Genomic DNA, 26191 nt, shown 5'->3' on the forward strand with positions numbered 1-26191 from the left:
GAAAGGGGCGGGCGGTTTACCGCCTGCCCTTTTTTATTGAGGATTAAATGGCATATTGCAATGAAGATGACATAAAGAAACGTATTCCCGAACAGGTAATTATTGAGCTTACTGATGACAACTCCGCCGATGAAATTGATCCAGTAAAGGTCTTAGATGCCATAGCGTCGGCTGAAGGAGAAATCAATGGTTATCTGAGGTCCAGATACACACTCCCGCTCTTGTCGATACCGGACCTTATAAGAAAGCTGTCAGTTGATATCGCTATCTACTATCTTTATGCTCGCAAGGTCGAGGAGATACCTGACACCCGGAGGACGATGTATAAGGACGCTATTAATACATTACAGTCCATTGCAGCCGGAAGAGTAGTGCTTGATATTGTCGAAGAAGATGATGTGCCTGATCCGGACTTTACATCAGGGGTCGTTAAATCAACCCACTTTGGTAAATTATGCTGATTTTAAAATTTGTCATAGATGACAAAAATCTTAACCATAAGCTGGACAGGATGAAGATGGGTATTCCTGCGGCTATTCAGTCAGGCATTGAGAAAGCCACTAAGAAAATTCATAGAGAAGCGCATAAAAATCTATCAGGCGCAGGAGCAAAGTCAAGGATCACAGGGAAGGCTGTCAAGGAAAATGGCAAATGGAAGATAAAAGGGCGCAAGAACATTCCGCAATCAATCCCGGGCGGTGGATGGCCTGTGCCGGTCAGAACAGGATGGCTAAGACAGATGCTTTATTTTCTTCTACCTGGAGAGACTTCTGGCAATGGAGGCCTGACAGTTACAGCCGGGCACTTTGAAGGGGTTGTTTATAACGCGGCAGAGTACGCAGATGTCATACATGAGGGAAGAGGATCGTCAAGAAAGTTTGGTAAGCGGCCGTTTATAACGCAGGCCGCGAATTTAAACCTCGGAAGCTTCATCGAATCTGAGATTGACAAGGTAACTGACTAATGTCGATAGATTTTGTTCAGGTTGAAGACAAGGTAATCGCTGAGCTTAAGGCAAATATGAAATACCTTAAAAATGTCGAGTCATATGCCGGCCAGCTCGCATCTGAGATAGATAAACTTGTGGGGAACTTCCCAGCTGTTTATGTGGCTTACGGCGGGTCAAAACTCGAATGGGTTGACGGGACTGTTTATAACGATCTTCCTGACTTCGATATTATCGTCGTTTCCAAAAACTTCAAGGGCGGTGAGGCCCGGCGGAAGGATACTAACGGCTGTTACGACATGATCAAAGACGTCCTGAAATATTTGACCAATCAGGACTTCGGGATGGATATCGAGAAGCTGAAGCCGGTTGATGTGACACTTTTATTAAGCACACACCTGGCGACAGCTTATAACATAAAATTTCAGACCAATTTCGATATTGTCTATGAATAAATCATAGAAGAGATATTCACATATTAACGGAGGAGCGATATGCCATTACCTCATATATCAACAAGTAAAAGGAAGACAGGAGTTTTAGAGTATTTCACAACTGATGACCCTAATATATTTGTTCGCCAGGCAACAGTTGAAGACGAAATACATCTTGATAAATTGAATGCGATGATTGAAGAATTGCAATCACTTAACATAGAGGAACTTTCTATCCCTGAAGATACCTCTGATGTAGCAATCAAAATTATAGAATCAGAAAACATAGTCATCAGGAATAATCAGGAAAGGGTTTTATCATTGCCTGCACTTTTCGCAATCAGAGAAGTAATAGAGGGTTAATGGCAATCACATTTCCATCAACACAGAGAAATATTTTAATTACTGGTTACTCAGCAGTCACTCCATGTACGATGGCTGATATTTACAATGCTGACATCGCAGCCGTAAATGGCAGGCAGTTATATACTGGCGCGGCTTCTGGAAGTCCATTCTCTATTTCTCTCGGAACACAGACTTTTGGCTTGGTTACAACTCAACCGTGGGTAGCTGATAGTCATGGAGTCCAATTAAAGATAACATGCACAGCAAGGGCAGGAGCTACACTTGCATTGACTGGAAAGAATAGATCTGGAGAGACAGTTACGGAAACAGGAATTGATATTTCAAGCGGTTCTGCAATCACTATTAAAAAATATTTCACTCTTGATACTAATGGAATAGTTTTCACAGGATTAAGTAATGGCGATACCATAACTATTAAACAAGACCGTTGGGGAGTGGTTAGTAAAATCCAGCAAACATATCCTTATTGTGTCAATACAAAATACTGGATGTGCGAAGGCGGAATACAGATTGGTGATTATTCTTCAACGCCTGGGAACTTTGCTTCTACTAATGAACTTTTCTTTTTCCCCGGGAATCATGGGTTCGCTATTGGCTCAAATCCAGCAGGTAGTTTTGTCATAGGTTCTCTGTCTAATGGGCTTCCATCTGAAGGATCCGTCATTGTTCATGACTCAAATGGACAAAATTCAAATGCTATAGGCGTAGGTAATGACTCTGGTATAACTGGGAATATTACTATTTATGACACTGCAATAAAACACTTAAACAGGTCATTAGCCTATGGCGGATGTTATGTAGGAAATTATGGTGGCACAGTTATCCTAAAGGGAATACATGCTAATGGTTGTGTAGTTCAATCAGGTGCATACACCATCGATGATATCTGTATATATAGAAGCTCATCTGGTGGAATAGGCGGAGGCAATGGTTCAGTTATATCCAATGCCAGAGTTCATAACAGCCTTTCTGGATATTCTATGGCAGGACAAGGATTGTCTGATTTTGTTACGGGAGTAGTTTTAGATGGTACACATAGTACGGAATATCTATTGGCTTATGCAGGCCAATCTCCAACCACCGCCCGGCTTAATGATTGTGTTCATGGAGACAACAAGATAAAGGCTAATGGGCCAAGTAATATTTACAGGACAACCTATGTAGATATTTTAATTAATGATATTTTGGGCAATCCCATTAGTGGAGCAGCTTGTCTCATCAAGGATATGGATGGGAATATCGTATCCTACAATCTGAGTATATCTACAAATGCGATAACAGTTCTATCATCTGCTATAGACATAGTCGCTTCTACGAGCTGGCTGACTTTTGGCTTTGCAGTCGGAGATGTCATTGTTCAAGATGCAGAATTTATGCTTATCACAGCTATTGGCGGCACAGGCAATAAAACTGCAACTGTAACAAGAGGATACTATCCAAAATATCCAGCTGTGTATCATTATTCAAGAATTATTTATAAAGCCGGTTCAGCACTTTCAAATGCCAGTGGATTTGTCCCTCAACAAATCATTCCATTGAAGAGATATTTACAGCAGCAAGGTGGAATAGAAGGTGCAGGACTTGCTACCACTTATAAAGACCACACAATAATAATCAGCAAACAGGGATATTCGACTTATCAAGATGTAATCACTTTTGCCGAGAATGATTTAACAGGACAGGATTTAGAGATATCACTTTCTGTTTATCCAAATATAAATTTCTATACACAGTCAAATCAAAACAGGATAGGTGGGAATATCATGGATATAAAAAAGAACGAGGCTGACGCAACCAAAAGAAGAGTTCCTATAGTCTGTGTTGATGCCGCTGACTTTGCAACTCCAGAACCAGGCGAGGCTGGAGGTCAAGCACAGAAGAGTATTAATAAAGGAGTATGGACAAATACGGCTGGAACATTAGTTCTTGTTGATGCAGCAAGTGGAAGTTATTATGTCGAATATACTCAAGCAGAAGTAAATGGCAATGACCTTGATACAATTGATACCCGATATAAGTCTGCCAATACAGCTTATACTTACGGCCCCACCGTTCAAATAAAAGCAAAGGGATTAAGTGATGTAGTTGCTGATATCGCCGCAGTATCTGGACAGGTATTGAATGTAGAAGACAAGGTTGATCTTATTGATAATATTGTCGATTCTGTAAAGACCGAGACTGATAAGATCGCCGGAGTCAAAGCAAAGACAGATAATATCCCAGTATCACCAGCAACAGAGGGGAATGTTTCTGCAGTAGGTGAAACTGTTGTTGCGGTAGGTAATGCAGTTGTAACAATTGACGGCATAGTTGATGCCATTAAAGCCAAGACCGATAATCTGCCTGATGATCCCGCAAGCGATACGAATGTTAATGCCAATGAGGCCAAGATCGATACGGCCATTACAAATATAGCAATCCTCGACGGCAAGGTAGTTGTAGTTGACGGGATCGTGGATACGATTGTTACCGAGACAAATAAGATAGCAGCTATTAAGACTGAGACTGACAAGATCGCTGGGGTGCAGGCTGATATAGCGACACTCGATGATAAGGTTGTCACCGTGGACGGCGAAGTGGGAACGATAGATGCACTTGTTGATGCCATAAAGGCTAAGACCGATAACCTGCCGACTGACCCTGCAAGTGATACGAACGTTAATGCCAATGAGGCCAAGATCGATACGGCCATTACAAATTTAGCAACGCTCGACGGCAAGGTAGTTATAGTTGACGGCATCGTTGATGCAATTAAGACTGAGACTGATAAGATCGCTGGAGTGAAGACTGATATAGCGACTCTCGATGACAAGGTTGTCACAGTGGACAGCAAGGTGGGAACGATAGATGCGCTTGTTGATGCCATAAAGGCAAAGACCGATAACCTGCCAGTTGATCCCGCAAGCGATACGAATGTTAATGCCAATGAGGTCAAGATCGATACGGCCATTACAAACATAGCAACCCTCGACGACAAGGTAGTCGTTGTTGACGGCATCGTGGATGAGATTGTTACCGAGACAAATAAGATAGCAGCTATTAAGACCGAGACTGATAAGATCGCTGGAGTGAAGACTGATATAGCGACTCTTGATGACAAGGTTGGCACAATGGACAGTAAGGTTGAAACGATAGATGCGCTTGTTGATGCCATAAAAGCCAAGACTGATAATCTGCCCGCTGATCCTGCAAGTGATACGAACGTCAATGCCAACGAGACGAAAATTGATGCAATCGCATCAGCTATATCTACCCTCGACGGGAAAGTTGTTACCCTTGTCAGCGGTGTGGCAAACAATTCCAGGACAGTAGTGGATAGTAAACCACAGGAGATTACACGGGGCGATGAAGTCCTGTTTACTATTTATCTTAGTACATCGTGGAATTTGACAGGGAAAAAGGTGCACTTCATGGCGAAGGCTGACAAAGATGCTGCTGATTCTACCGCCATATTTAATGTGGTTTGTACTGTCGGAGCTGCGTCCGGCGGGCTGATTCCTTGCACCTACACGCTTACTCCGGCACAGACTGCGATAAAAGGGAAATATTATGCCGAGGCTGAGGTGCGGAATACGGACGGATCATCACCTCAGACCGCGAAAGAGTTCCCGCTCATAATAAGAAATGACGTCAGAAAAGGATAAGGGAGGAGATTATGATCAACGTAACAGTCACAGACGCAGCGGATGGGACGATACACTCGAAGTATGGCCTGCTTAAAAAAGGCTCAGAGATCGAGATTGATGAAGCTGACTTTGGAGAGGAGATATTCAAAAAGAAGACAGTCGTCAACGAGAAACTCAAAACTGATAACTTGAAAGGGAAGGAGGAGTAGGTCATGCCAAGTGTAAGCGGAAGAGAAGTTAGGGTAGCTTTAAAAAAAGCTGCGGTATGGGGTACTGCAGTAGCCTGTGGCGCCGGGGACGGGATACTGTGCCTGGCGGACAGCATGAAGAAGAAAATCAATAGCGAAGTCGACAACTCTCTGGGGTTAGCCTTTGCAGAGGATCGTGATCAGGGGAATATCGTTGTTGAGGGCGGATTGCCCGCATACTTGCGGTATGACTCGCACGACAGGCCCATAGCCCTTGCAATGGGGAGCACTCAGGCCCCGACACAGCAGGGCGCCACGGCAGCATACGTAAACAGTATTCTACTGGCTGACAACATTGACGGCCTCTTTGCGTCGCTGGCAATTAACAAGATCATCAATGTTGATGAATTTCCCTCTGACAAAATAGTGGGCTTCACTATTAAGGGCGTTTCCGGGCAGGTGGTGATGATCGAGTACATTAAAATCTGTAATGATAAGGTTGTGGCATCAATCGTAAACAACTTAACATCCTTTGCCAATGTTACATATCTGGAGAAGACAAACCGGGTACTCTTTGGCCAGGGCGTCTTCAGGATCAATGCTCAGGCCGGCGGAGCGCTTGCAGATGGAGATATAGTAACTCCGTCTGCGTTTGAGTTTACATTCAAACGTAACCTGAAAGGCGAGTATGTGGCAGGCTCTGCGAATAAGATAGATGAGCCGACAAATGAGGGAGTCCCGGAGATCAAGCTGAAGCTTACCTTCGCGAGATACACAGCCACAACCTATATCGCAGATCTCTTTGCGGATGTGAAGAAAAAGATGGATATCACCTTCACTGGCGCTGTGATCGAAGGTGCTTATAGCAGGCAGTTCAAGCTCCAGTTCCCGAACCTTGCATATTCTGATGCTGATGCGCCTACAAAAGAAGCCAAGCTTGATAACGTCGTTGAGTTTGACTGCCTGGCAACAACTGCTGCGCCTACAGGCATGGCCGGGATACTAAAACCGTTCCAGGTGAATCTGATCAACAAGAGGACAACGAGTCCGTTAGCGTAAAAAAAAACAGGAGGCAATAGATAATGGCAAAAATCAATTTAACAGACGGTGATAAAAACAAATGGTTTCAGTATGACATTGACACTGAGGTGTGTTTAAGGTTGATGTCAAAGGCAGAATTGAGGGCTATAAATAAGCAGGCCAAGAAGAATTCTGGTCTTACAAGTGCGGATCAGGATGAAATAGCAGATAAAAAGCTTGGCAGAGAGGCAGTGATTGGCTGGCGCAAGATGGCAGATCATAATCATCCGGGATTTATTTTAAATGGTGAGCCTCTGTCGTTCACACCTATAAACATTGATCTGTTGATGACAAAGAGTTTTAAGTTTTCTAAGTTTGTTAATGAGATGTGTGTTAGTGAAGATGAGTTTATCGAGGAGCCGATAAACCCAAAAAACGACTAATAGCTTACATCCGGGCGAAAGCGGACTTTCCGGGCGTGAGCTGTGAGATTTGTAAAGGGATATTACAGATAGATGAAGTCGAACCGCCGTGCTTTTGTGAGGTAGAAGAAGGTGAAATAGTTCCCGGTGTCAACGCCTGCTGGATACCGGAGCTTGACGAAAAGAGTAAAAGGATACTTGTGATCAGGCAAAAGATTACAGCACTTAAAGAACTTGTAGACTCGGGAACGATACTAAGGTTGTATGAGGCTGATTTAGAGGATATAGAGCTGTTGGCGTATCTGGAAGATGAACTGAGGCAGATGCAGGACGAAGCACCTAAACCAAAAGAGGGCTAAGATGGCTGAAGTAAAAATATCTATAACCGCGGAAGACGGCACAAAGCAAGTCTTTAGCGCAGTCAGAGAAGGCGCAAAGACTGCATTTGATAGCGTCGAAAACTCCGCTGTTACCTCTACCGGTAAAATGAGTTCAGCATTTGATAGTTTAAAGTCGCATTGGCTTGAGGTTACGGCAGGTATTTACGCCGCATGGGAAACTGTATCAAAAGCAATTGAACTCATAAAACTCGGAGCCGGAGCCATGCAGTCTGAAGAATCATTCAAAAATGTCACCAAGGCTTATGGCGAGGACGCTGATGCGTTACTTGCCAAGATGGAAGAAGTTTCTATAGGAGCAATAGATAGCAGCGATCTTATGCAACGTGTTGTAAAAGGTATGCAGCAGGGGTTGTCAAGCGACCAGATAGTTAAGCTGCTTGAAGTCTCCCGTTCCGCAGCCAGGGTGGCTGGGACAGATATTGCATCTGCGTTTGATGGAATTACAAATGCGGTTGCCAACCAGACCATGAGAGGATTGAAGCTGTATGGCATTATGGTCGATCAAAACAAGGCATTTGAAGATTATGCCGTTGTATTGCATAAATCAAAAGATGCGCTTACAGAACAAGAACAATCTCAGGCACTTGCAAACGCGGCAATCGCAGAAGGCGGGCGGCAAGCAAAGAATATGGGCGATATGACAATAAATGCTTCCGAGCAGATACAGATAGCAGAAGCGAAAATACACGAGCTAAAAGAGACTATTGGAACGGAGCTGATAGAAGCGCTCGGAAAAGCTATTGAGCACACCGACTCTCTTACCGCCGCCTTGACCGTAGGTGCAATAGTTGCCGCAGTTCCGATGTTAGGTAAGATAGTAACAGCATTGAAGGCGGTAGAAATTGGAGCATTAAGCGCATCCCTGGCAGCGCGGGGTATCGGCGCAGGGATTGCTGCTGGAGTTGGCTATGAAGTGGGTAAATGGTTAGATGCAGATCTATATAAACGCCTCGGCATAGACCTCTCCGGTATGAACAGGCCGACTCAAGAGCTTACGGATGCGACCGAAGGGCTTGCCTGGGCACAAGAGGAACTGGCAAAGCGGCAAAAGAAGGTTTCAGCTGGGTTTAGTGAAAACAAAGATGCTATCAAAGCCGTAAAAGACGCAGCTGAAAAATACGCCGATGTGGTTAAAGATGTCAACGCCGACCTTCTTAAATTCGCAGGAGATGACTTCAAGAAGAACCTCAAGGATCAGGAGAAATCCACAGGCGGAATGGCTCAGGCGCTGCAAGGATATCTGAATGTGACAGATGCCGTCTATAACAAGCGGCTGCAGATGCTCTTTGTCCTTGGTCAGGAAACTGATGTGGAGTTACAAGGCACAGCGGTGCAAAAGGCTCAGGCAGAGGCACGGCTTGGAGCTTGGAGTCAGTATTATGAAACATTAAAGGGGCTGCATAACGCCGCAATCGAGGCGCAGAAGACGAAGACTAAAGAACTTCTTGATCTTGAAACCCGCATTAAGGATCAGCGACAGGGATATGCAGATCTGACGCTTTCATTAAACCAGAAGTTGATGACCGAGACGCAGAAATACTACTCCACACAGGAGGATCTTGAGCTGAAGTATAAGTCAGCTCTGACTCTTACAGGGCAGGCAAAAATAGACGCGCTGACAAAGTATCAGACAGCGATGGCGGCGACAGCCAACGCTGTAACGCAGGATGGACAGGAGAGAATATCTCTTGAGGAAGCAGTGGCAACTGCGCTGGAGAAAAATGCAACGGCTCAGGCAGAGATTTTAATGGCACAGGATGCTCTTAAGCTGGCGAAACAGGCAGAGATAGACCAGATTGGCGTGTGGAAGACATCGCTTGAGACGGCAATGGCAAAGGCTACTGAGATGATGGAGTTGTATACAACTCAGATCACTGACTTGGGCACGATCATAGACGGCTTACAGATGAATAAGACGCTGACGGTGGACACTGCCGGGGCAGTAATGCAGGTCAATAGCCTCAAGGGCGCGATTGCTTCGATACCTGATATCACATATAAACAAATAATTATCACAACTGCCGGAGGAGCCTCTTCCGGCGACGGTTTCCAAAGCGATAGCTCAATGTCCGGGTTTCACCCGCAGCCTTTAGCCACAGGAACTCCGTATGTTAAAAAAGAAGGTCTGTTTTATCTCCATGTTGGCGAGGCGGTGACTCCTGCCAGTATGAATAATAATAACTCAAGAAAAACGACTATCAACTTCTCAGGCATGAATATCAATATAAACGGAGCCAACAAAGACGGCAAGCAGCTCGCGCGGGAGATTGATGAAGAGATGGCGGATATGGTTAAAAACGAGAGATCACGGCTGGCGAAGGCGCTTAAATAATGGCAAAGGTCAAGGCGTGTTACATAAATATCCTTGAGACCAGCACTGTCACCCTCACATTAGGGACTGAAGATGTCGCGTTTCCTCTATACCGTCTCTATGACAGGGAGTGTTCTGACCTATTTAAGATCACCGCCGCTGCCACGTTTCAAATTAAGGTCAATCAGGGGGCTATTAAGGCGATCGACAGGCTCTTAATCCCTGCAGGGCATAACCTTTCAGGTTTGACGCTGACATTCTCATATTCAGACTATGATGCGGATGATTATAGTCAGGTGGAGCAATGGACTCAGAGCGGCAATGCCCTGATTGATATTCCACTTGATAGCTCGATGACTCATAAGTATTGGAAGCTTACTGTCGCATCCCCGTCAGCCATTCCGCAGATACCTGAACTGTTCTTGACCTCAACTTATGAGTTCGAGCGCAATCCTTCCCGGCCATGCGATAAGGACAAGCGGTTTAACGTCGAAAGGCTTCAGGAGGCAGGCGGACAGCCGCGATATATTAAACACGGCGAGCCGAGGGCATATCGCCTCTATGCCTTACCGCGCATGACCGCAGCACAATCAACCAACATACAGGTGCTCAATGACGCATGGGACGGCTGCAAGCCCTTCTTTCTCTGTGATCACAATGGCGTCTGGTTGTTTGGCGAATTACTATCCCCGATAGGACTGGCTGAAGAAAGCTCAGACAAAGATTCATGCACTCTTGAATTTCAAGAAATACCGGCATAATGAAGGCACTTACTGATGCGCAAAAACAGGCGATCGCAAATGGCAAGCTCTATTCTGCCTATCTACTGGACATCACCCTGCAGGGCACAGGTGCGCCGACTCTCCACATATCAGACAGAACCATTACCGTCTCAGGTGTAACTTATCAGAATTATCTTAAGGACCTCTCCGGGCTGGGAGAAGAGATAGACCGTGCCAATTCTGAAGGCAGGAACGCGGACATCACGCTCGTATTCAAGAATAAACCGTACCTCACTTACAACTTCTTTATTCAGATAGGCAGCACATATCCGTTCGAGGGTGCGCTTATCACCATAAAAGAAATTCTTATTAATGATCTCAATGTCCCGGGAGAGCCGATAACGATCCATATGGGCGTCCTTGATGAGGCGCAGGATGTCGACACACTGAGCTTCACTTACCAAGCGTCATCGCTCTGGAAGTTGAAGGATGAGCAGTTCAAACAAGCTTTGATCACGGCTGCGGTTTACCCCGGAGCAGATCCTGATGATATTAATAAACCTGCAAATATTGGATACGGCTCACTCCAGCAGGTGAAATGTCATGCTGTTGCCGCAGGGGCAGTGGATAATCTGACCGCCAATATAACAGCATCCAGCCCCGGCAATATCGGGACACTTGTTCTGTCAGATGCCTCTAAATACCCTGCCAGCGGTGCCTTCACTATCCAGACAGAGAGCGAGCAGATACGTATTGCTTCCAGAAGCGGCAACACCCTGACTCTTGCCTCATCAGGCGCCAGGGGATACAACAGCACCACAGCGGCGGCACATGATAAAGGAATGGCTGTTTTTGAGGTTAAGACGGAGTATATCTATCTAATAAAAAATCATCCTGTAAAGGCTATAGGCAATGTCTATGTTGATAAAATCAGGCAGTTGACCGGTTACACAGCTTACACCGGGCAGAGTGGGGATGAGCTTAGCGGTTATGAAGGAAAGGCGGTTATTAAATTCACAGTCAAGCCGGTTGTGCAAAAGCAGGTGAATTTGGGAGTAGATGTCACGAATCCTACTCACGGTCATCAATTTAATGGAGCCTCACAAAATCAAAATGCCAGTACGTTGGTTTCTCCCGCGTATGGATGTTCCGATCTTGGCGGTTCATTGACCCAAAACATAACCTTTGTCAGCCTTGCTACTGCATATCAAGGGAACAGCGCCACTGTTGGATTTACCGTGTCTTATAACAACTGTGGAATCCCCGATTATTGTGAGGTAAAGATTGGCGGTATCACGGTTTTTAAAAGGGTGAATGGGTCTACTACAATTAATCTTGGCACAAGCGTAAGCTTGGAAATGGCGTATAGTGGAGGGTCAAAGGATTTGATTCCTGTGTACATCAACGAGAGTTCTGGGTATAACCCTAACCCACACACACAGAGTGGGATAAAATGCCAAATCAATTCAGCCAGTCGTGTTGCTATCTTTAATGATGCTTCATCTTCAACAGCACAAAATACATCTGCAAGTCTTACCGGTAATTCATCCGCCGACACTGTCATCGGCACGAGTGTTAATGCCGACGTTGACTGCTGGAAAGACGACGCCTTCGGGACATACACCGGCACGGCAAACGCCCTGATTGAGCGGCCTGACCACGTCTTTAAGCACTTCCTCGACGTCTATTTTGGCTATGCGCTGACTGATATCGATACGGCAAGCTTTGCGGCAGCAGGGGCATTATATGCCTCAGCCATATCCGGCGGATATAAGTTCGCCTTTTGTATTAATAAAGAGATCCGCTCGGCAAAGCAGGAAATCCTTGAGAACCTGGCATCTCAGTGCCGTAGCACATTAGTCGAGGAAGGTGGCAAGTGGTACCTGGATTATATCCCTGATACTGCACCAACAGAGGACAAAACTATTAAGGCATCTGAGCTTGTCGGTGAATACGCAAAGTTCCTTTTCCATAAAACAGCGCGAGTGGATATTGAGAACGACCTCACGGCCAAATTTGGGGAGAACTACGGGAAGCTGAGCTATGATGAGTCAGAATGGCAAGGCACAGCAACTGCCTCAGACTCTACCTCACAGGGTAAGTACGGAATAAAGCCCACAAACTATATCTTCAACGCTATCCGGTCGCAGGCCATGGCAGATCATGTCCTGGCATTTAAACTCTTGCAAAAGAAGAATCCTCTCTGGTTAATAGATGCGACACTCTTCTGGCAGCATTACGACCTCGAAAGAGGCGATACAATAGCGATTGAGAACACCCTTAACAACGGCATGAACTTCTTTCTTGAATGGGTCGGAAGGTCCCGGAAGGGCTTTGTGGAAATCAAGGGGAAGGAGTGGGTAGGATGATTGTGGACATGTGATTAAGAACGCAGACTCAGCTAATTTCTTTCAATGTTTGCGTTATCACATCCTTTTAAATAATGATTGACAAGTCCTTAATAAAATAATAGAGTTAATAAGTGGATATTGAAAAGAGGTTACATCCAAGAATAAATGTCGACATCAGATGTGAAATTATCTTTAAGGATAAAATCTATGACAGTCTTATTCATAATGTGTCCATGGGAGGGTTATATATTGAATCAACCCCTGATCTCATCGGATACCCGGCAGGTCTTTCTTCAAATGATAATATTCAAGTAACATGTGTGCTCCCTTCAGGAGATAACATAATGCTTAAATGTCAGATAAAGTGGATTCTCATTCATGATAAACAACTGAATATCGGAGTGGAACTTATTGAGTCACCTTCTGCTTTTTTTGATTTCGTAAAAGAAATGGAATTAACTTAAAAGCTTGACAACTCCCCTATTACCACGGTTTTCTTAAATGAGTGTCTAGTATTATCTCATGATTAATTTTGTAACGCATTATTGTAACCTATTGAATAGAGTAGCAACTTATAGTATATTTGTATAGTGGAAAGAAGGTGTTCAGAAAGAAAAGATGTTAAGATCGATGTTAAGATCAGCTTATCCGGTAAAAGTTATGCCGGATTCATAGATAATATTTCTCCGGAAGGATTAGGTGCAACCATAGTAACAGCCCCTGAAGAAGATGTAAGCGGTTTTGTTAAAGGGACAAAACTTGAGCTGTCATTTCAAGCCAAAAGAGAAGAAATAACCCTGCAGTGTGAGATCAAATGGATAAATATATCTTCAGAGATACATGTTGGCGTTATATACATTATAGGAGCTGAAATTATAGACCCGCCTGCTGAGTACAAAGAACTCATAAGAACTTTATAAATTGCAATGCAACGAAGAACTACAGTTAATCTAGGGAATTTGGCCCTCTCTCTTTCTGATGCCATGGATTTGGCAAGCCCTTCATTTGTTCAACATCAACAAAGAACAGCCTTCGTTGTATGGGAACTGGGGAAAGTTGCAAATTTCTCAGATGAAACATTGGAAAATAATTTTATTGCGGCACTTCTTCATGATGTCGGTGCATTGACATTAGAAGAAAGAATATCCATACATACCTCTAAAGTCGAAAATCTTGAGTTGCATTGCATCCGAGGAGAATTTTTACTCGCTCAATCACCTTTACTAAATAAGGCATCAAAAATAATTCGATTTCACCACAAGCCATGGAAAAATTGGGACGTAACTATTGATCCCGCTTTTGCTTTAGAGGCACAGATGTTGTCTGTGGCTGATTACCTTGAGCACTTGATCGATCGCAATAAATATATTTTGCATCAGCATGAGAATATTATTTCAAATATTAGATCTCTTTCGGGTTCCTCATTTCACCCACAAGTCATAGATTATTTTCTCACGGCATCCGAGCGAGAGGAATTCTGGCTGGATCTGGTTTCCCCAAGATTATATTCTCTTTTACTTAATGAAGGGCCTTTAAGAAAGATAGAAATAGGCCTTTCCAAAATAGTTGTTATATCCGAGTTATTTCGGAATATTATTGATTTTCGGTCTCATTTTACCGCAACCCATTCTTCCGGAGTTGCAGCAGCAGCTTCAATAATATCCAGGATATTTGGCCTCACTGAAACGGAAATTAACCTCATGGAGGTTGCCGGCAACTTGCATGATCTGGGGAAATTAGCCATACCCAGTAGTATCCTGGAAAAGCCCGGGAAGCTTACAAAAGAAGAAATGTCTATTGTGAAATCACATCCATACTATACTTATTCCGTGATTAACACTATCGGAGGCCTTCAGCAGATGGCTGAATGGGCAGCTTATCATCATGAAAGACTCGATGGTTCAGGTTATCCATTTCATTGTAAATCAGATGACCTAAGTACCGGAGCGAGGATTCTATCAGTAGCAGACATATTCACGGCGTTAGCTGAGGATCGGCCTTATAGAAAAAGAATGTCCCCAAAAGAGATTGTAGAGATAATTAAGCAATCTTCAGACCAGCAACTTCTGGATAAGAAGATCTGTAATCTTCTTTTTGATAATTTCGATGAAATTTCTTCCTATGTTATTGATAAGCAGGCTGTTGCCAAGGATTTCTATGAACAGCAATTTGCCTTTATCGATCAAAACTCAGACGGATTTTAAGTTATTACGTATCTTCTATATATTTGTTATAATTTTGAGCAGATGATTAATGGAAAAGCAGAAAATAAGTTGTCTGAAGAGTCTTGTATTCGATTTGGCTCTATAGCAATTGCCAAAAGATATATTACTATTGACCAATTACTAAAAGCGTTAAATGAGCAAGTAATTAATGACGTTATAAATAAGCAGCATAAACTTATTGGAGAAATTCTGTTAAAGAATGGTTGGATGACAGAGAAGCAAATTGAATTGGTTTTATGTGAACTTCGTAAAAAAGATTGAAGATATTAATGTAATCAGTAAGTTTCTTGTTTTTATTCTTCGTAGGTTATCCCTTACTTGCTTTCCAGTCTTTCAATAACCTGAGTATAGTGTGTTTTGCTTCCGGAAGGTCATTTTTTAATATTCGTGATATCAATGCAAGCTCAGGATCATCTTTCTGTGAGGCACTATTATCACCGACAAGCAGCCAGCCGGGATCGCATTGCAGGGTTTCAGACATCTTCGATAGCAGCTCAGCGCTTGGGATCCTGTGACCGCGCTCATATTTATTTAAAGTTGGATATGCAACCCCTATCGCCTTTGCCAGCTTATCTTGAGTAAGTCCGGCCTTTTTACGAGCGATTTTGATTCGCTGTCCTAATGGGTTATTGATCAAATTCTCTCACTTTTTTTTATGAACCTCTCCATCGTGCTCTTCTCATGCCTTAATTTTAAGACATTTTAGAAGGCATATTATTTTAACTATATAGAAATCCTTACCGCCGGTTGAGGAGTCGGCTGACCAGGTTAATATTGCATTGGGAATACGGAATGATTATGATCCCACCAAAGTATATAAAGAATTTCAGCTTGTCGTATACCCCACAAGCGTTCCCTTGCAGCAAATCTTAAAGAATATAATTCATCCAGATCATCTAAGTTTAGTTCTTTTAATCTATCCCTGGCATCTTTACATATTTTACTTACTGGCATGAAATGGTTTTGAGGAGAACCTTTACTGATTCGCTTAGTTGCGATTTCTCCCCATGTCATTGTCTCAAAACTTTTTAGTCTATTTTGTATTGTTTTGAAAGCATCCGCACTATTTAAATTTCCCCAGCCCCATTGCCCTTCAAAATCTATCATACCCATTCGCCATACAGGCCTTTTTTGGTTTATTGACTCTGGTGAATGAGCGTAATCAATAGTTGGAGTTTTTTTACCGGAAGGAGTTTCTACTCTGTTGGGGGTTTTTGCTGTTGATGGCTGTATTTGCCACTTGGGCCTCTTGTTACTCAAAGCCCGCTATAATACTCCATCATGCTTGCATGAGTAATAGTTCTGTTCCCGCGCATATTTGGAGCCACGCCAGTGCGTGCATCTTTCCAAGGATCTTCTTTATGTGTGAGCTCTGAAAGCCACTGTGAGGTTTTGTCACCATAATAGTTTAAGACACCATTAATTGTTGCTCTTTGTTTTTTAGAAAGGCGAGAGGGATCCCCGACTCTTAATGAAGATATATTAAAATAACCTTTATGTTTATCATAAAGTTCTCTTACTACAGGACCATTAGCCCACGCTTCAATCTCTTCATTAAAAATAGGCGCTTCATCCCATACGAGTGACCACGCTTGGCAATAATAAACAAGCTTTTGAAGCTTCATGGTAGTCATTACCCCATGTTTGTTTAATATGTATGCTGCTATATCATAAACCGAAACAGACATCGCCTTCTCCTTTTTTCTTATGATTCAATTATAGCAGTTTTTGTTAATAAATTATCAAGATTAATAGGCATATTGTAATATTTTATAACCAATCATCAGGCCCTTACTGTTTATTTCTTCTTTGTTCCATAAGGTGATTGATTTGTAGGTTTTAAGGAGATTTTCTCTTCACTGGCTTTTGTCTGCACGGCACCGGGTGTGCGGCCTATCTTAAGACCAATGACTCTTGTAGGGGTGTTTTCTTTGGCTAGTTGTTTCAGTTGTTTAACGTCTGTTTCTGTCCATGCCTTGCCATTATTACGGGTTGATTTGCTCATTGCTTTTCCCTCCATATTTAAAGGATTGACATATCAAAGCACATCTTATTCACTCTTCCAATATACTTGCCAATATAGTTAATTTCTTAATCATTCGTGATAATTCGGTTGAGAGTAGGCGGTATTTGCAATTATAACAACCCTTTTTAAAATGATCGTATTGAAGCCTAAGCTGATTTGGATCTTCTTTCCTTCTTTTTTTGAGGAAGGGGAGTACTTTTACTTTTGCCGCCTCCTTCGTCGGTTATGATTTCAACAAATTTCTCGATCTTATCAGCATCCTCAGGATGCTTTTGAAGGTGCTTCTCTATCTTTGCGGCAATCTTCCAGACACTATCTTTTACGTTTGTATCATATTCTTTGGCGCCGTATCTTAACCAGGCAGGGTGTACATCAAAATACTCAGCCAGTTTTGCTGCATTCTCATCCCGTGGTTGAGTACGGCCATTTACCCAGCTTCTAATTGTTGATTCAGGCTTCCCCAAATCTTTTGCTAATTTATATTGAGATATTCCTTTATTTTTAATGAGATTCTTTAATCTGGCAGGAAATGACATAGGTATATCTTCTCTCTAAACACCGCAAAAATCAATACGCAACAAATAAACCGCTTGACACCGCACAAAATGTGTGGTATAAAATTACACAATGATACCTGGTAAAAATCATTTTAAATTATCCCATGCACACGGACAAGTAGAAAGGTTTGTCGTTTTTCTATTAACCGATCTCTCTCATCCGAAGACTGAATTCATCGGACTGAGATCTGTCCTGCCGGGCAACTCCTCTTACTACCAGGTATCAGAAGTCCCGGCAGGGCAACCATAAAAAGGAGAGTACTTTCAATGCCGTCATCATCACACGAAGCGAGGATGCAGAATGAGAGAGACTTTGGACCTTACTCTATTGCAGATAAATAAGTACCAGGCAAAGCGCCGTATTGACTGGGTACTCTTGGGCTTTATTGCGGTCTGTGTCCTGGTCACGGTCTTTGCCTGTATGAAGATCAAGGAACGCGCTGATAACCCTACCGAGTATGAGCAATTCGTCATGGAGAACTATAAAAACGGTATAACTCTACAAGATACACTGAGGATGGCAGAGAATGGCAAATAAACACTTCAATAAAGGCATCGCATGGGGCAAGCTCGAAGGCCTCAGACGCACGACTTCTGACAGCGTAGACAAGAAGCCTTATCTCAAGATATATCTGCACTGTCACAACGCCCTGCACGGCAATGTAAAGGTTTACGGCCGTATTTGGGGCGCGGATCGCATCGCTGAGGCAGAGAAGCTCCTGATGGACGAGGACAAGCAGCTTAAAAAGGGCATGGGACTGAGACTGGAAGGCTTCTTTAATCAATATGACAAAAAAGTTGAAGACGAGATCACCCGCCTCAGTAACTTCACATTCTTTCAGATCGCTCCATATGACGGCACGGAATATCGGGCGGTCTTTATCCTGACCGGAGTGATCGAGATCATCTTAAGAGACTTGGAAGAGGGCAGTATCAGGCTCAGCCTGGATAGACAGGGGAATCAGCCTGAGGAGTTTTTGCTCTATACGGACGACCAGAAAGAACTTAAAGGATTAGAAGCCGGGCAGACCGTCCAGATCAAAGGGATGATGGCTGAGCAGGGAGAAGAGGATTATTTCGGCGCAAGCTCAGGCATTTTTAGGGCATATGCGAAAGAGATAAAAATACTTGAGGAGGTGGAGGTATTTTGAAGAGATCATACTCATGGAATAGAGAGATATTTTTGAAAGCCTTGAAGTTCATTGGCAGGTATGAACTGAAGCACCTGAAGGATGACATGAACCTTGTCGGCGCCTTTGATTGGTTCGAAATAGCGCACCCGGAGAAGTACAGAGAGTATCTCTTGGCATGTCAGGAGATGCACAGCTTATGGGATAAAAACGATCCTGCGTCACAGGAACAGTTTAAGCAGCTCGTCAAGCAATACGTCGACACCTGCGCCTGGCTGATCACTCAATACATCTCACACTTGAAAGAGCAGGAAGAACTTAAAAAATATCCACAGGGCGAACTGGCTCTGATGGAGGCGTAGATGAAGAAATTTAAAAATATAACTTTATTCTTGACATCATTAATGTTATGTGTTTATAATTTTAGCATAGAGTCTTTGAGGGCCTTCTCCGGCCTCCGTAGCGCAAGCACGGAAAGGAGGTTTTTAGTTTTTACGGGTAAGTTTTCCCGGAGTGTTCCACTAACCGCGAGGCGTGGACGGTTCTCAAAGGCCGCTATAACACTCTGGGATTTTTTATTGCCCGGAAATATAGAAACTTTGAGGAGGCGTATGACTAAGAAGAGAAGAAAGGCAGTACCTGCAGCAAAGAGGCTCAGTAAATGTATTAGAGATATCTTCTGGAAGCTTGACCATGCAGAGATAGTGAATATCCGCCAGAATATTCCACGTAAATCATCGGAAACATTATTCCCGCTTAAGCTTATTCTTGATGGACTCGTGCGGGCGGATTTGATTGAGACGGCATGTTATCTCAATAACCTGCCAAATAAAAACTCAGGGAAGGTTGTGGACTTCCGGCAGTGGGTAAGCACACATAAAAGAGAGTTAAGGAGGGCACAATGAAAAATTTAATGTTTCTTGAAAAAGCTATCTTGAAAGATGATTCAGAAAAACCATGAATGAAAGCGGCTGAAGGATAATATTTTAATTTATACAGAATGTATGTCATGGACGATACCAGTTTAACTGTTTCATTATGAGCAATAACATATCACAGATAATCAACCGGTTTGAAGGGTTACTTCAAGAGCTTCATGAGGTGGAAGACCCTCAGAACGCAGCAGACCGTCAGGTTGAGAAGCTTACCAAGACCGTCACTGATCCTCGCGTCCTTGCCTCTATGAAATGGCTTACGATGAAAGAGGCGATCATATACAGCCGCAAGTCCAAAAACACCCTCCTAAAGTATATAATGAAAAATCTTATATACGGTGATCAGGTGGAGGGTGGCGACTGGATTGTTGACCGTGAGAGTATTGACAGGTTTTATAATACCCGTAATGCCGACCGGAATGCCCAAAAGCTGATCTATCTCCACCATGGCACCGACCAAAGGAGGACAGGATGAATCTTTTTAAGAGGGAAAACGGTGTATGGTATATCCGCAATTCCAGAGTAGAGCGAAGGCTGCTCGGGCTTCCCCAGGCGATATCTTTGAAGACAGAGGATGAATCATTAGCCAGGGCGAAGTTCCAGCAGCTGCAGGACCAGAGGAGAGACAGGCAGGTCAAAAGCATAGAGAAGGTCAATCAGATCAAACTCACGGAATACATTCCTGAGTATCTCGCCTCTCGTGAACTTCAGGGGATATCTCAGTCGACGATCAGTATTGACGCTAACGCCCTTAAGAAGTTCAAAGAAACTATCGGTGATATGACGCTCAGGGCGATTAAGAGAGAACAGGTCGATCGCTTCAAACTCATTTCATTAAGGATAAATTATTCAAAGACCTATATTAATATCATGCTCCGCAGCCTGAGCGCTGCATTCACGCATGCGCTCACATTGGAGAAGCCTTATATCTCAGTAAACCCATTTTCAAAGAGAGACAGAAATGACAAGGTCCTTTTTAAGATGGATGAAGAGATTCCACGTTACCTGCAACCTGCGGAGTTGGACAGGCTCTTTGAAGCGCTTGATAAGGAAATAGTGCTCTTCAGCGACAAAGACGGATTCTGGCATATTAAGACCGGCCTTAAGCAAAAGCCTCTGCTTACAAGAGACCTGCAGAAGGCTGAGGCAACACTTGCAGAGGACAAAAGACGCCGTAAGGATCTGGTAGCAGCCGTCTATATTTATCTGTATACAGGTATGAGGCGCTCTGAGCTGATCAAGCTCAACCGGCAGGATGTAGACCTTGTGCACGGTCTTATTTATGTCAGGCAGACAAAAGGAAACAGAGATAGAGCTATTCCCATATGCGACAAGGTGAGGCCTTACCTTGAGCGCATTCACCCTGGCATAGGCCCGCTCTTCCCGAACTGGAGCTCACCGAATACACTCTCAAGGCTTTTTAGAAACATCGCATTGCAGGCGGGCGTTAAAGCCACACTTCACAGTCTTAGACACACATTCGCAAGTTATCTGGTCATGAAAGGGGAGGGTATTAAGAGTATAAAAGACCTGCTCGGACACCGGAACCTGAGGACCACGGAGATCTACGCAAAACTCGACTCCGCGGCATTGTTGAAGACTGTTAATAAGCTGGATTTTTAGGAGAATGAATACAAGCTGTATACAACGAGTTCTAACCGCTTGATTTTATTAGTCGAGTCCTTCCCGTGAGAGGCCAGCGTCCTAGGCCACTAGACGATGGGACCATAAAAACTTAACTATTAACTTGATATTTTGGCTGGGGAGAGAGGACTTGAACCCCTACAAGCAGATCCAGAATCTGCGGTGCTGCCATTACACTACTCCCCAAAGCCAAGATATTTTATATTATGAATATCAGTTAATACAAGTTTTTAGGTATACTAATAAAATATAAGGGAGGTCTTGATTATATGAAAAGAATTCTTATTACAGGCGGGGCTGGTTTCATCGGCTCGCATCTCTGCGAAAGACTGCTGAATGACGGCCATGAGGTTCTGTGCGTTGATAACTTCTACACCGGCCGCAGATCCAATATAGCTCATCTAGTGCCTAATCCATATTTTGAGATCATGAGGCATGATATCTGTTTTCCTCTGTATGTTGAGGTCGATGAGATCTACAACCTTGCATGCCCTGCTTCTCCTATACATTACCAGTTTGACCCTGTGCAGACTACAAAGACATCTGTTCACGGTGCGATAAATATTCTCGGCCTTGCAAAGAGGGTCAAGGCAAAGACCTTTCAGGCATCAACCTCTGAGGTATACGGCGATCCAACCGAACATCCGCAAACAGAAGCCTATTGGGGGAATGTAAATCCTATAGGCATACGTTCCTGTTATGATGAGGGCAAGCGCTGTGCAGAGACCCTCTTTTTTGACTACCACAGGCAGCATGGGCTTAAGATAAAAGTTGCAAGGATATTTAATACATACGGCCCTAATATGCATCCTCAGGACGGCAGGGTTGTCAGCAACTTCATCATGCAGGCATTAAGGGATGAAGATATTACTGTCTATGGAAAAGGGCAGCAGACAAGGAGCTTCTGTTATGTTGATGACCTCGTGGAAGGTTTTGTCAGATTAATGGATTCGCCTGATAAGCTGACCGGCCCTGTGAATCTCGGCAACCCTGATGAGTTCAGCATAATAGAACTCGCCCGCATTGTAATAAAACTTACCGGCTCAAAGTCAAAGATAGTATTCAAGCCTCTGCCGCAAGACGACCCGACACAGAGACAGCCTGATATATCTCTGGCAATGAAAGAACTTCAATGGAAGCCGAAGGTAAAGCTGGAAAAAGGATTGATCAAGACTATCAAGTACTTTAAACAGTTTGTTCCCTGATACCTGTCTCAGCATCTAATGTGAAGGGTTAATAAGGACGCTCTCTTTTCTATCGGTCTTTATCGAGACCTTTCGGCCTTCTACTTTGACCTTGCCGTCTGCATAGAGCTTGATTGCAAGCGGAAATATTATGTGCTCCTGTTTCAGAATCCTTTCAGATAGTGAATCTTCGGTATCATCTTCATATGCAGGTACAGCAGCCTGAATGACTATAGGCCCGGTGTCAACTCCCTCATCAACAAAATGGACAGTGCAGCCTGATAGTTTTACGCCGTAATCAACCGCCTGTTTCTGGCTGTGAAGGCCGGGAAATGAAGGGAGCAGGGCAGGGTGGATGTTGATTATCTTATTTTTGTACCTGTCGATTAACGGTTTACCGACAACTCGCATGAAACCTGCAAGTATTACAAGCCCCACGCCTCTTTTTTTGAGTTCGTCAGCGACGTGAGTATAAAAAGCATCTTTGTCTGAATATTTCTTCGGAAGGATAACGATTGATTCGATGTCATGCTTCTTTGCCCTCTCGATAGCATAGGCTTTAGGCTGGTCGGTTATCAGCACAGCTATCTTTGCATTGATAAAGCCGGACTCTATATTGTCTATAATAGACTGAAAGTTGGAACCTCTGCCTGAAGCAAGAACTCCGATTGTTAGCATATTAAATGTATTTCACTCCGCCTCTTCCTTTTGCTATTTCACCTATGATATAAGCCTCTTCGCCAAGCGATTTCAGTCTCCTCATAACCTTGCAGGAATCACTTTTATCTATGACAAGCATGAAGCCGATTCCCATATTGAATGTCTTGTACATCTCATCTTCAGTGACCTTGCCTTCTCTTTGAATTAGATCATAGATCGCGTGCACAGGCCAGCTTCCTTTTTTTATGACCGCTTTCAGCACCTTTTTAGGCGGGAATATCCTCGGCAGGTTCTCGGTAATGCCGCCGCCTGTGATATGAGCCATTCCTTTCACATCAAAAGTATTGATGATTTTCAGGATGCTCTTAACATATATCTTTGTAGGTGTAAGCAGTTCTTCGCCAACAGGACGGCTGAGTTCCTTAATCTTTTTTTTCGGGCTGTATTTTTTGATACCAAAAAATAGCTTTCTCGCCAGCGAATAGCCGTTGCTGTGAAGCCCGCTTGATGAGAGCCCTATAATAATGTCGCCGTCTTTGATCTTTGAACCGTTAATGATCTTCTTTCTGTCAACCACTCCCACCGAGAAGCCGGCGAGGTCGTATTCACCGGGACTATAAAACCCGGGCATCTCAGCGGTCTCCCCGCCGACAAGGGCGCAGTCCGCCATTCTGCATCCTGCGGCAATGCCTTTGATCACATCAGCGGCCTTCTCTGTAGAAAGCTTCCCAGTTGCGAAGTAATCGAGAAAGAATAGGGGGCGTGCGCCGTTTGTGAGGATATCGTTGACGCACATTGCGACAAGGTCTATCCCTACTGTATCGTGCTTGTTAAGGTCAAATGCGATCTTGAGTTTTGTCCCGACTCCGTCAGTGCTGCTGACGAGCACAGGATCTTTGACCTTTGTACTTTTCATGCTGTAAAGAGCGCCGAACGAACCGATACTGCCCATGACGCCTGCGTTAAAGGTTGCGCGGGCAAGCGGCTTTATTATCTCTACCAGGCTGCTGCCTTTGTCTATGTCTACTCCGGATTTTTTATATGTAAGAGCCATTGATGTCCTTTCTGTTTTTTTAAATTATGGATACTCATTATACAAGATTAAATAACATTTGCCGCTACGCCTTTTCTATCTTCTTGAGGCTTTCTTTCGCAGCCATCTGCTCTGCCGCCTTCTTTGTCCTGCCGTGGCCTGTGCCATAGTTCTCATTATTTATCTGAACAGAGACCTCAAACAGCTTGTCATGTTCCGGGCCTTGCTCGCTTTTTACCTGATATTCCGGCAGAACGCCGAATCTCGACTGTGTTAATTCCTGAAGGCTTGTTTTGAAATCCATCACAAGGCTGTTGTCAACAAGTTCCAGTATTTTCGGCTCAAGAGACGATAGGATAAACTCTCTTGCCTTCTTCATTCCGCTGTCAAGAAAAATCGCTGCGATAACAGCTTCAAAGGCATTGGCAAGAAGGGAAGGTTTGTTTCTTCCGCCTGACATCTCCTCCCCCTTGCCGATCAATAGATGTCTGCCGATATCAAGTCTCTCAGCAGCCTCTGCAAGAGTTGCCTCCTGCACTAAATAGGATCTTAGTTTGGAAAGCTTTGCCTCGGAATAATCCCTGAAATGATTGAAGAGATGCTCGCTGATAACCAATCCAAGCACGGAATCTCCCAGAAACTCAAAGCGCTCATTAAAAGGGTGGTGCTTTTCCTGATTCTCATGAGAATAAGACTTGTGAGTAAGAGCTTCCCTTGCCAGAGATTTCTTCTTGAAGGTGTAATTTATTGAGAGTTCAAAACTGGCTATATCTTTTAATGACGATGCTGGCATTTGTCCCGCCGAATCCAAAAGAGTTGGAGATCGCTGATCTTATATCGAGCTTCCTCGACTTGTTAGGCACATAGTCGAGATCACATTCCGGATCAGGGTTATCAAGGTTCATAGTTGGAGGCACTATTTTGTTAAATATGCTGAGCGCGCATACAACAGCTTCAACGCCGCCTGCGGCCCCAAGAAGATGTCCGGTCATAGACTTTGTTGAACTTACGCATAACTTATAGGCGTGTTCCCCGAAGACATTTTTTATAGCTGTGGTCTCAAGCTCGTCACCGTATCTTGTTGAGGTTCCATGGGCGTTTATATAGTCAACATCTTCGGGTTTTATACCTGCATCATTAATAGCGGCCTTCATGCATCTTGCGGCCCCTTCACCCTCAGGCGCGGGGCTTGATAAGTGGTAAGCGTCAGAGGTCATGCCGTATCCTGTTATCTCAGCGTATATCTTTGCGCCTCTCTTCAATGCGTGTTCAAGCTCCTCAAGTATCATGATTCCTGACCCTTCGCCCATGACAAAACCGTCCCTGTCCTTATCAAAAGGCCGGCTCGCCTTCTCTGGTTCTTCATTTCTCGTTGAAAGCGCTTTCATTGCGGAAAAGCCTGCTATCGCCAGCGGGCTTATAGTGGCTTCGGTGCCTCCTGCGATCATAACATCAGCAATATTGTTCTGGATCAATTTGAACGAGTCACCTATTGAATGAGTGCCGCTTGCGCAGGCAGTGACAACTGCGGAATTAGGACCCTTGGCCCCGAATCTGATGGATATCTGTCCCGCGGCAAGGTTTATGATCGTCATGGGGATAAAAAAAGGAGTGATCCTCTTCGGGCCTTTTTCATTGAGTATCTTGGCGTACCGCTCAATCGCAGGCAAGCCGCCCATACCCGCACCGACTATGACACCGACTCTTTCAGCCATATCATCAGTGATAATAAGTCCGGAATCCTCCATAGCCATGCTTGAAGCAGCCAGAGCGAAGTGGATGAACCGATCCATCTTCTTCTGCTCTTTGACATCGATATAGTCGTCTATAACAAAGTCTTTTACTTCAGCCGCTATCTGGCACGGGTAACCGTCAGGATCGAAGTGAGTTATCCTGGCGACTCCCGAACGGCCTTGTATCAGCCCGTTCCATGACTTTTCTGTGCCTGTTCCCAAGGGGGAGACCATGCCAACCCCTGTTATAACTACCCTTCTATGCGTCATAAGAGGG

Annotated in this window: 32 protein-coding genes and 1 tRNA gene; 23 read left to right on the forward strand and 10 right to left on the reverse strand. The window is 44.0% G+C overall.

The annotated features are described in order from the left end of the window. Positions 1 to 47 precede the first annotated feature (47 nt). The 16 genes from Q7U10_08775 to Q7U10_08850 all read left to right on the forward strand — a co-directional run bounded on the left by Q7U10_08775 (position 48) and on the right by Q7U10_08850 (position 15273). Complete coding sequence (locus Q7U10_08775) at positions 48 to 461, forward strand: DUF1320 domain-containing protein (GenBank protein MDO8282693.1); 414 nt, start codon at positions 48 to 50, stop codon at positions 459 to 461. After that, complete coding sequence (locus Q7U10_08780) at positions 455 to 964, forward strand: hypothetical protein (protein ID MDO8282694.1); 510 nt, start codon at positions 455 to 457, stop codon at positions 962 to 964. Before Q7U10_08775 ends, Q7U10_08780 begins: the two co-directional genes overlap by 7 nt. Then, entirely contained in the window at positions 964 to 1401 is a 438-nt protein-coding gene (locus Q7U10_08785) for a DUF1834 family protein (protein ID MDO8282695.1), read from the forward strand. The genes Q7U10_08780 and Q7U10_08785 overlap by 1 nt, the downstream gene beginning before the upstream one ends. Before the next feature lie 39 nt (positions 1402 to 1440). Continuing rightward, complete coding sequence (locus Q7U10_08790; protein ID MDO8282696.1) at positions 1441 to 1743, forward strand: hypothetical protein; 303 nt, start codon at positions 1441 to 1443, stop codon at positions 1741 to 1743. Next, positions 1743 to 5390: a hypothetical protein gene (locus Q7U10_08795; protein MDO8282697.1), complete on the forward strand. Its 3648-nt coding sequence runs from the start codon at positions 1743 to 1745 to the stop codon at positions 5388 to 5390. Before Q7U10_08790 ends, Q7U10_08795 begins: the two co-directional genes overlap by 1 nt. Positions 5391 to 5401: 11 nt before the next feature. After that, positions 5402 to 5581 (forward strand): hypothetical protein, encoded by a 180-nt coding sequence (locus tag Q7U10_08800; GenBank protein ID MDO8282698.1) that lies wholly within the window; start codon positions 5402 to 5404, stop codon positions 5579 to 5581. Between the two features lie 3 nt (positions 5582 to 5584). Beyond that, on the forward strand, positions 5585 to 6619 hold the full coding sequence (locus Q7U10_08805) for a phage tail tube protein (protein ID MDO8282699.1): 1035 nt from the start codon (positions 5585 to 5587) through the stop codon (positions 6617 to 6619). Positions 6620 to 6642: 23 nt separating this feature from the next. Next, positions 6643 to 7023 (forward strand): hypothetical protein, encoded by a 381-nt coding sequence (locus tag Q7U10_08810; GenBank protein ID MDO8282700.1) that lies wholly within the window; start codon positions 6643 to 6645, stop codon positions 7021 to 7023. 35 nt (positions 7024 to 7058) lie between these two features. Beyond that, positions 7059 to 7361, forward strand: coding sequence for a hypothetical protein (locus tag Q7U10_08815; protein MDO8282701.1), 303 nt, complete (start codon positions 7059 to 7061; stop codon positions 7359 to 7361). Position 7362: 1 nt separating this feature from the next. Further along, entirely contained in the window at positions 7363 to 9735 is a 2373-nt protein-coding gene (locus tag Q7U10_08820; GenBank protein ID MDO8282702.1) for a hypothetical protein, read from the forward strand. Beyond that, entirely contained in the window at positions 9735 to 10475 is a 741-nt protein-coding gene (locus Q7U10_08825) for a hypothetical protein (GenBank protein MDO8282703.1), read from the forward strand. Before Q7U10_08820 ends, Q7U10_08825 begins: the two co-directional genes overlap by 1 nt. Beyond that, complete coding sequence (locus Q7U10_08830) at positions 10475 to 12805, forward strand: hypothetical protein (protein ID MDO8282704.1); 2331 nt, start codon at positions 10475 to 10477, stop codon at positions 12803 to 12805. The genes Q7U10_08825 and Q7U10_08830 overlap by 1 nt, the downstream gene beginning before the upstream one ends. Positions 12806 to 12918: 113 nt before the next feature. Then, positions 12919 to 13251 carry a PilZ domain-containing protein gene (locus tag Q7U10_08835; protein ID MDO8282705.1) on the forward strand — a complete coding sequence of 111 codons (333 nt, stop codon included), beginning with the start codon at positions 12919 to 12921 and terminating at the stop codon, positions 13249 to 13251. 126 nt (positions 13252 to 13377) lie between these two features. After that, positions 13378 to 13707, forward strand: coding sequence for a PilZ domain-containing protein (locus tag Q7U10_08840; protein ID MDO8282706.1), 330 nt, complete (start codon positions 13378 to 13380; stop codon positions 13705 to 13707). 6 nt (positions 13708 to 13713) lie between these two features. Next, the gene (locus Q7U10_08845; protein MDO8282707.1) at positions 13714 to 14991 is read left to right on the forward strand and encodes an HD domain-containing protein; all 1278 of its coding nucleotides are present in this window, start codon (positions 13714 to 13716) and stop codon (positions 14989 to 14991) included. 42 nt (positions 14992 to 15033) lie between these two features. Then, positions 15034 to 15273, forward strand: coding sequence for a hypothetical protein (locus Q7U10_08850; GenBank protein MDO8282708.1), 240 nt, complete (start codon positions 15034 to 15036; stop codon positions 15271 to 15273). Between the two features lie 46 nt (positions 15274 to 15319). Here the strand turns inward: Q7U10_08850 and Q7U10_08855 are convergent, their stop codons facing one another. The 5 genes from Q7U10_08855 to Q7U10_08875 all read right to left on the reverse strand — a co-directional run bounded on the left by Q7U10_08855 (position 15320) and on the right by Q7U10_08875 (position 17574). After that, on the reverse strand, positions 15320 to 15649 hold the full coding sequence (locus tag Q7U10_08855) for a helix-turn-helix transcriptional regulator (GenBank protein ID MDO8282709.1): 330 nt from the start codon (positions 15647 to 15649) through the stop codon (positions 15320 to 15322). Between the two features lie 131 nt (positions 15650 to 15780). Continuing rightward, positions 15781 to 16272 (reverse strand): hypothetical protein, encoded by a 492-nt coding sequence (locus Q7U10_08860; protein ID MDO8282710.1) that lies wholly within the window; start codon positions 16270 to 16272, stop codon positions 15781 to 15783. After that, complete coding sequence (locus tag Q7U10_08865; GenBank protein MDO8282711.1) at positions 16269 to 16700, reverse strand: DUF4065 domain-containing protein; 432 nt, start codon at positions 16698 to 16700, stop codon at positions 16269 to 16271. Before Q7U10_08865 ends, Q7U10_08860 begins: the two co-directional genes overlap by 4 nt. Positions 16701 to 16810: 110 nt before the next feature. Beyond that, complete coding sequence (locus tag Q7U10_08870) at positions 16811 to 17017, reverse strand: hypothetical protein (GenBank protein MDO8282712.1); 207 nt, start codon at positions 17015 to 17017, stop codon at positions 16811 to 16813. A gap of 167 nt (positions 17018 to 17184) precedes the next feature. Further along, positions 17185 to 17574, reverse strand: coding sequence for a helix-turn-helix transcriptional regulator (locus tag Q7U10_08875; protein ID MDO8282713.1), 390 nt, complete (start codon positions 17572 to 17574; stop codon positions 17185 to 17187). Positions 17575 to 17896: 322 nt separating this feature from the next. Here Q7U10_08875 and Q7U10_08880 point away from each other — a divergent pair, with 322 nt between their 5' ends. The 6 genes from Q7U10_08880 to Q7U10_08905 all read left to right on the forward strand — a co-directional run bounded on the left by Q7U10_08880 (position 17897) and on the right by Q7U10_08905 (position 21283). Further along, positions 17897 to 18133, forward strand: a complete 237-nt coding sequence (locus Q7U10_08880; GenBank protein MDO8282714.1) for a hypothetical protein — start codon at positions 17897 to 17899, stop codon at positions 18131 to 18133. Continuing rightward, positions 18123 to 18746: a hypothetical protein gene (locus tag Q7U10_08885; protein ID MDO8282715.1), complete on the forward strand. Its 624-nt coding sequence runs from the start codon at positions 18123 to 18125 to the stop codon at positions 18744 to 18746. The genes Q7U10_08880 and Q7U10_08885 overlap by 11 nt, the downstream gene beginning before the upstream one ends. Beyond that, complete coding sequence (locus Q7U10_08890; GenBank protein MDO8282716.1) at positions 18743 to 19087, forward strand: hypothetical protein; 345 nt, start codon at positions 18743 to 18745, stop codon at positions 19085 to 19087. Before Q7U10_08885 ends, Q7U10_08890 begins: the two co-directional genes overlap by 4 nt. Next, a complete protein-coding gene (locus Q7U10_08895; protein ID MDO8282717.1) occupies positions 19088 to 19630 on the forward strand; it encodes a hypothetical protein in 543 nt (180 codons plus the stop codon). A 133-nt stretch (positions 19631 to 19763) separates the two neighbouring features. Next, complete coding sequence (locus Q7U10_08900) at positions 19764 to 20135, forward strand: hypothetical protein (protein MDO8282718.1); 372 nt, start codon at positions 19764 to 19766, stop codon at positions 20133 to 20135. Next, positions 20132 to 21283, forward strand: coding sequence for a site-specific integrase (locus Q7U10_08905; protein MDO8282719.1), 1152 nt, complete (start codon positions 20132 to 20134; stop codon positions 21281 to 21283). The genes Q7U10_08900 and Q7U10_08905 overlap by 4 nt, the downstream gene beginning before the upstream one ends. A 133-nt stretch (positions 21284 to 21416) precedes the next feature. Here Q7U10_08905 and Q7U10_08910 read toward each other — a convergent pair. Further along, positions 21417 to 21490 (reverse strand) — tRNA-Gln (locus tag Q7U10_08910). 83 nt (positions 21491 to 21573) lie between these two features. Here Q7U10_08910 and Q7U10_08915 point away from each other — a divergent pair. Further along, complete coding sequence (locus Q7U10_08915) at positions 21574 to 22509, forward strand: SDR family oxidoreductase (protein MDO8282720.1); 936 nt, start codon at positions 21574 to 21576, stop codon at positions 22507 to 22509. A 15-nt stretch (positions 22510 to 22524) separates the two neighbouring features. Here Q7U10_08915 and purN read toward each other — a convergent pair whose 3' ends face one another. The 4 genes from purN to fabF all read right to left on the reverse strand — a co-directional run bounded on the left by purN (position 22525) and on the right by fabF (position 26184). After that, complete coding sequence (gene purN / locus Q7U10_08920; GenBank protein ID MDO8282721.1) at positions 22525 to 23166, reverse strand: phosphoribosylglycinamide formyltransferase; 642 nt, start codon at positions 23164 to 23166, stop codon at positions 22525 to 22527. 1 nt (position 23167) lies between these two features. Further along, the gene (purM, locus tag Q7U10_08925) at positions 23168 to 24202 is read right to left on the reverse strand and encodes a phosphoribosylformylglycinamidine cyclo-ligase (protein ID MDO8282722.1); all 1035 of its coding nucleotides are present in this window, start codon (positions 24200 to 24202) and stop codon (positions 23168 to 23170) included. Between the two features lie 64 nt (positions 24203 to 24266). Beyond that, the gene (rnc, locus tag Q7U10_08930) at positions 24267 to 24974 is read right to left on the reverse strand and encodes a ribonuclease III (GenBank protein ID MDO8282723.1); all 708 of its coding nucleotides are present in this window, start codon (positions 24972 to 24974) and stop codon (positions 24267 to 24269) included. Further along, entirely contained in the window at positions 24937 to 26184 is a 1248-nt protein-coding gene (gene fabF, locus Q7U10_08935) for a beta-ketoacyl-ACP synthase II (GenBank protein ID MDO8282724.1), read from the reverse strand. Before fabF ends, rnc begins: the two co-directional genes overlap by 38 nt. Positions 26185 to 26191: the final 7 nt, after the last annotated feature.

This window comes from Thermodesulfovibrionia bacterium (assembly GCA_030646035.1).
Lineage (GTDB): Bacteria > Nitrospirota > Thermodesulfovibrionia > UBA6902 > UBA6902 > JACQZG01.

What these genes read in the sequence shown, in the direction of transcription:
- purM (MDO8282722.1), bottom strand. Translation starts at nt 24,202, where the DNA reads ATGGCTCTTACATATAAAAAATCCGGAGTAGACATAGACAAAGGCAGC.
- Q7U10_08780 (MDO8282694.1), top strand. Translation starts at nt 455, where the DNA reads ATGCTGATTTTAAAATTTGTCATAGATGACAAAAATCTTAACCATAAG.
- Q7U10_08795 (MDO8282697.1), top strand. Translation starts at nt 1,743, where the DNA reads ATGGCAATCACATTTCCATCAACACAGAGAAATATTTTAATTACTGGT.
- Q7U10_08885 (MDO8282715.1), top strand. Translation starts at nt 18,123, where the DNA reads ATGGCAAATAAACACTTCAATAAAGGCATCGCATGGGGCAAGCTCGAA.
- Q7U10_08845 (MDO8282707.1), top strand. Translation starts at nt 13,714, where the DNA reads ATGCAACGAAGAACTACAGTTAATCTAGGGAATTTGGCCCTCTCTCTT.
- Q7U10_08825 (MDO8282703.1), top strand. Translation starts at nt 9,735, where the DNA reads ATGGCAAAGGTCAAGGCGTGTTACATAAATATCCTTGAGACCAGCACT.
- Q7U10_08905 (MDO8282719.1), top strand. Translation starts at nt 20,132, where the DNA reads ATGAATCTTTTTAAGAGGGAAAACGGTGTATGGTATATCCGCAATTCC.
- Q7U10_08805 (MDO8282699.1), top strand. Translation starts at nt 5,585, where the DNA reads ATGCCAAGTGTAAGCGGAAGAGAAGTTAGGGTAGCTTTAAAAAAAGCT.
- rnc (MDO8282723.1), bottom strand. Translation starts at nt 24,974, where the DNA reads ATGCCAGCATCGTCATTAAAAGATATAGCCAGTTTTGAACTCTCAATA.
- Q7U10_08915 (MDO8282720.1), top strand. Translation starts at nt 21,574, where the DNA reads ATGAAAAGAATTCTTATTACAGGCGGGGCTGGTTTCATCGGCTCGCAT.
- Q7U10_08850 (MDO8282708.1), top strand. Translation starts at nt 15,034, where the DNA reads ATGATTAATGGAAAAGCAGAAAATAAGTTGTCTGAAGAGTCTTGTATT.
- Q7U10_08880 (MDO8282714.1), top strand. Translation starts at nt 17,897, where the DNA reads ATGAGAGAGACTTTGGACCTTACTCTATTGCAGATAAATAAGTACCAG.
- Q7U10_08865 (MDO8282711.1), bottom strand. Translation starts at nt 16,700, where the DNA reads ATGTCTGTTTCGGTTTATGATATAGCAGCATACATATTAAACAAACAT.
- Q7U10_08800 (MDO8282698.1), top strand. Translation starts at nt 5,402, where the DNA reads ATGATCAACGTAACAGTCACAGACGCAGCGGATGGGACGATACACTCG.
- Q7U10_08775 (MDO8282693.1), top strand. Translation starts at nt 48, where the DNA reads ATGGCATATTGCAATGAAGATGACATAAAGAAACGTATTCCCGAACAG.
- purN (MDO8282721.1), bottom strand. Translation starts at nt 23,166, where the DNA reads ATGCTAACAATCGGAGTTCTTGCTTCAGGCAGAGGTTCCAACTTTCAG.
- Q7U10_08785 (MDO8282695.1), top strand. Translation starts at nt 964, where the DNA reads ATGTCGATAGATTTTGTTCAGGTTGAAGACAAGGTAATCGCTGAGCTT.
- fabF (MDO8282724.1), bottom strand. Translation starts at nt 26,184, where the DNA reads ATGACGCATAGAAGGGTAGTTATAACAGGGGTTGGCATGGTCTCCCCC.
- Q7U10_08790 (MDO8282696.1), top strand. Translation starts at nt 1,441, where the DNA reads ATGCCATTACCTCATATATCAACAAGTAAAAGGAAGACAGGAGTTTTA.
- Q7U10_08900 (MDO8282718.1), top strand. Translation starts at nt 19,764, where the DNA reads ATGAGCAATAACATATCACAGATAATCAACCGGTTTGAAGGGTTACTT.
- Q7U10_08830 (MDO8282704.1), top strand. Translation starts at nt 10,475, where the DNA reads ATGAAGGCACTTACTGATGCGCAAAAACAGGCGATCGCAAATGGCAAG.
- Q7U10_08895 (MDO8282717.1), top strand. Translation starts at nt 19,088, where the DNA reads ATGAAGAAATTTAAAAATATAACTTTATTCTTGACATCATTAATGTTA.
- Q7U10_08875 (MDO8282713.1), bottom strand. Translation starts at nt 17,574, where the DNA reads ATGTCATTTCCTGCCAGATTAAAGAATCTCATTAAAAATAAAGGAATA.
- Q7U10_08810 (MDO8282700.1), top strand. Translation starts at nt 6,643, where the DNA reads ATGGCAAAAATCAATTTAACAGACGGTGATAAAAACAAATGGTTTCAG.
- Q7U10_08870 (MDO8282712.1), bottom strand. Translation starts at nt 17,017, where the DNA reads ATGAGCAAATCAACCCGTAATAATGGCAAGGCATGGACAGAAACAGAC.
- Q7U10_08820 (MDO8282702.1), top strand. Translation starts at nt 7,363, where the DNA reads ATGGCTGAAGTAAAAATATCTATAACCGCGGAAGACGGCACAAAGCAA.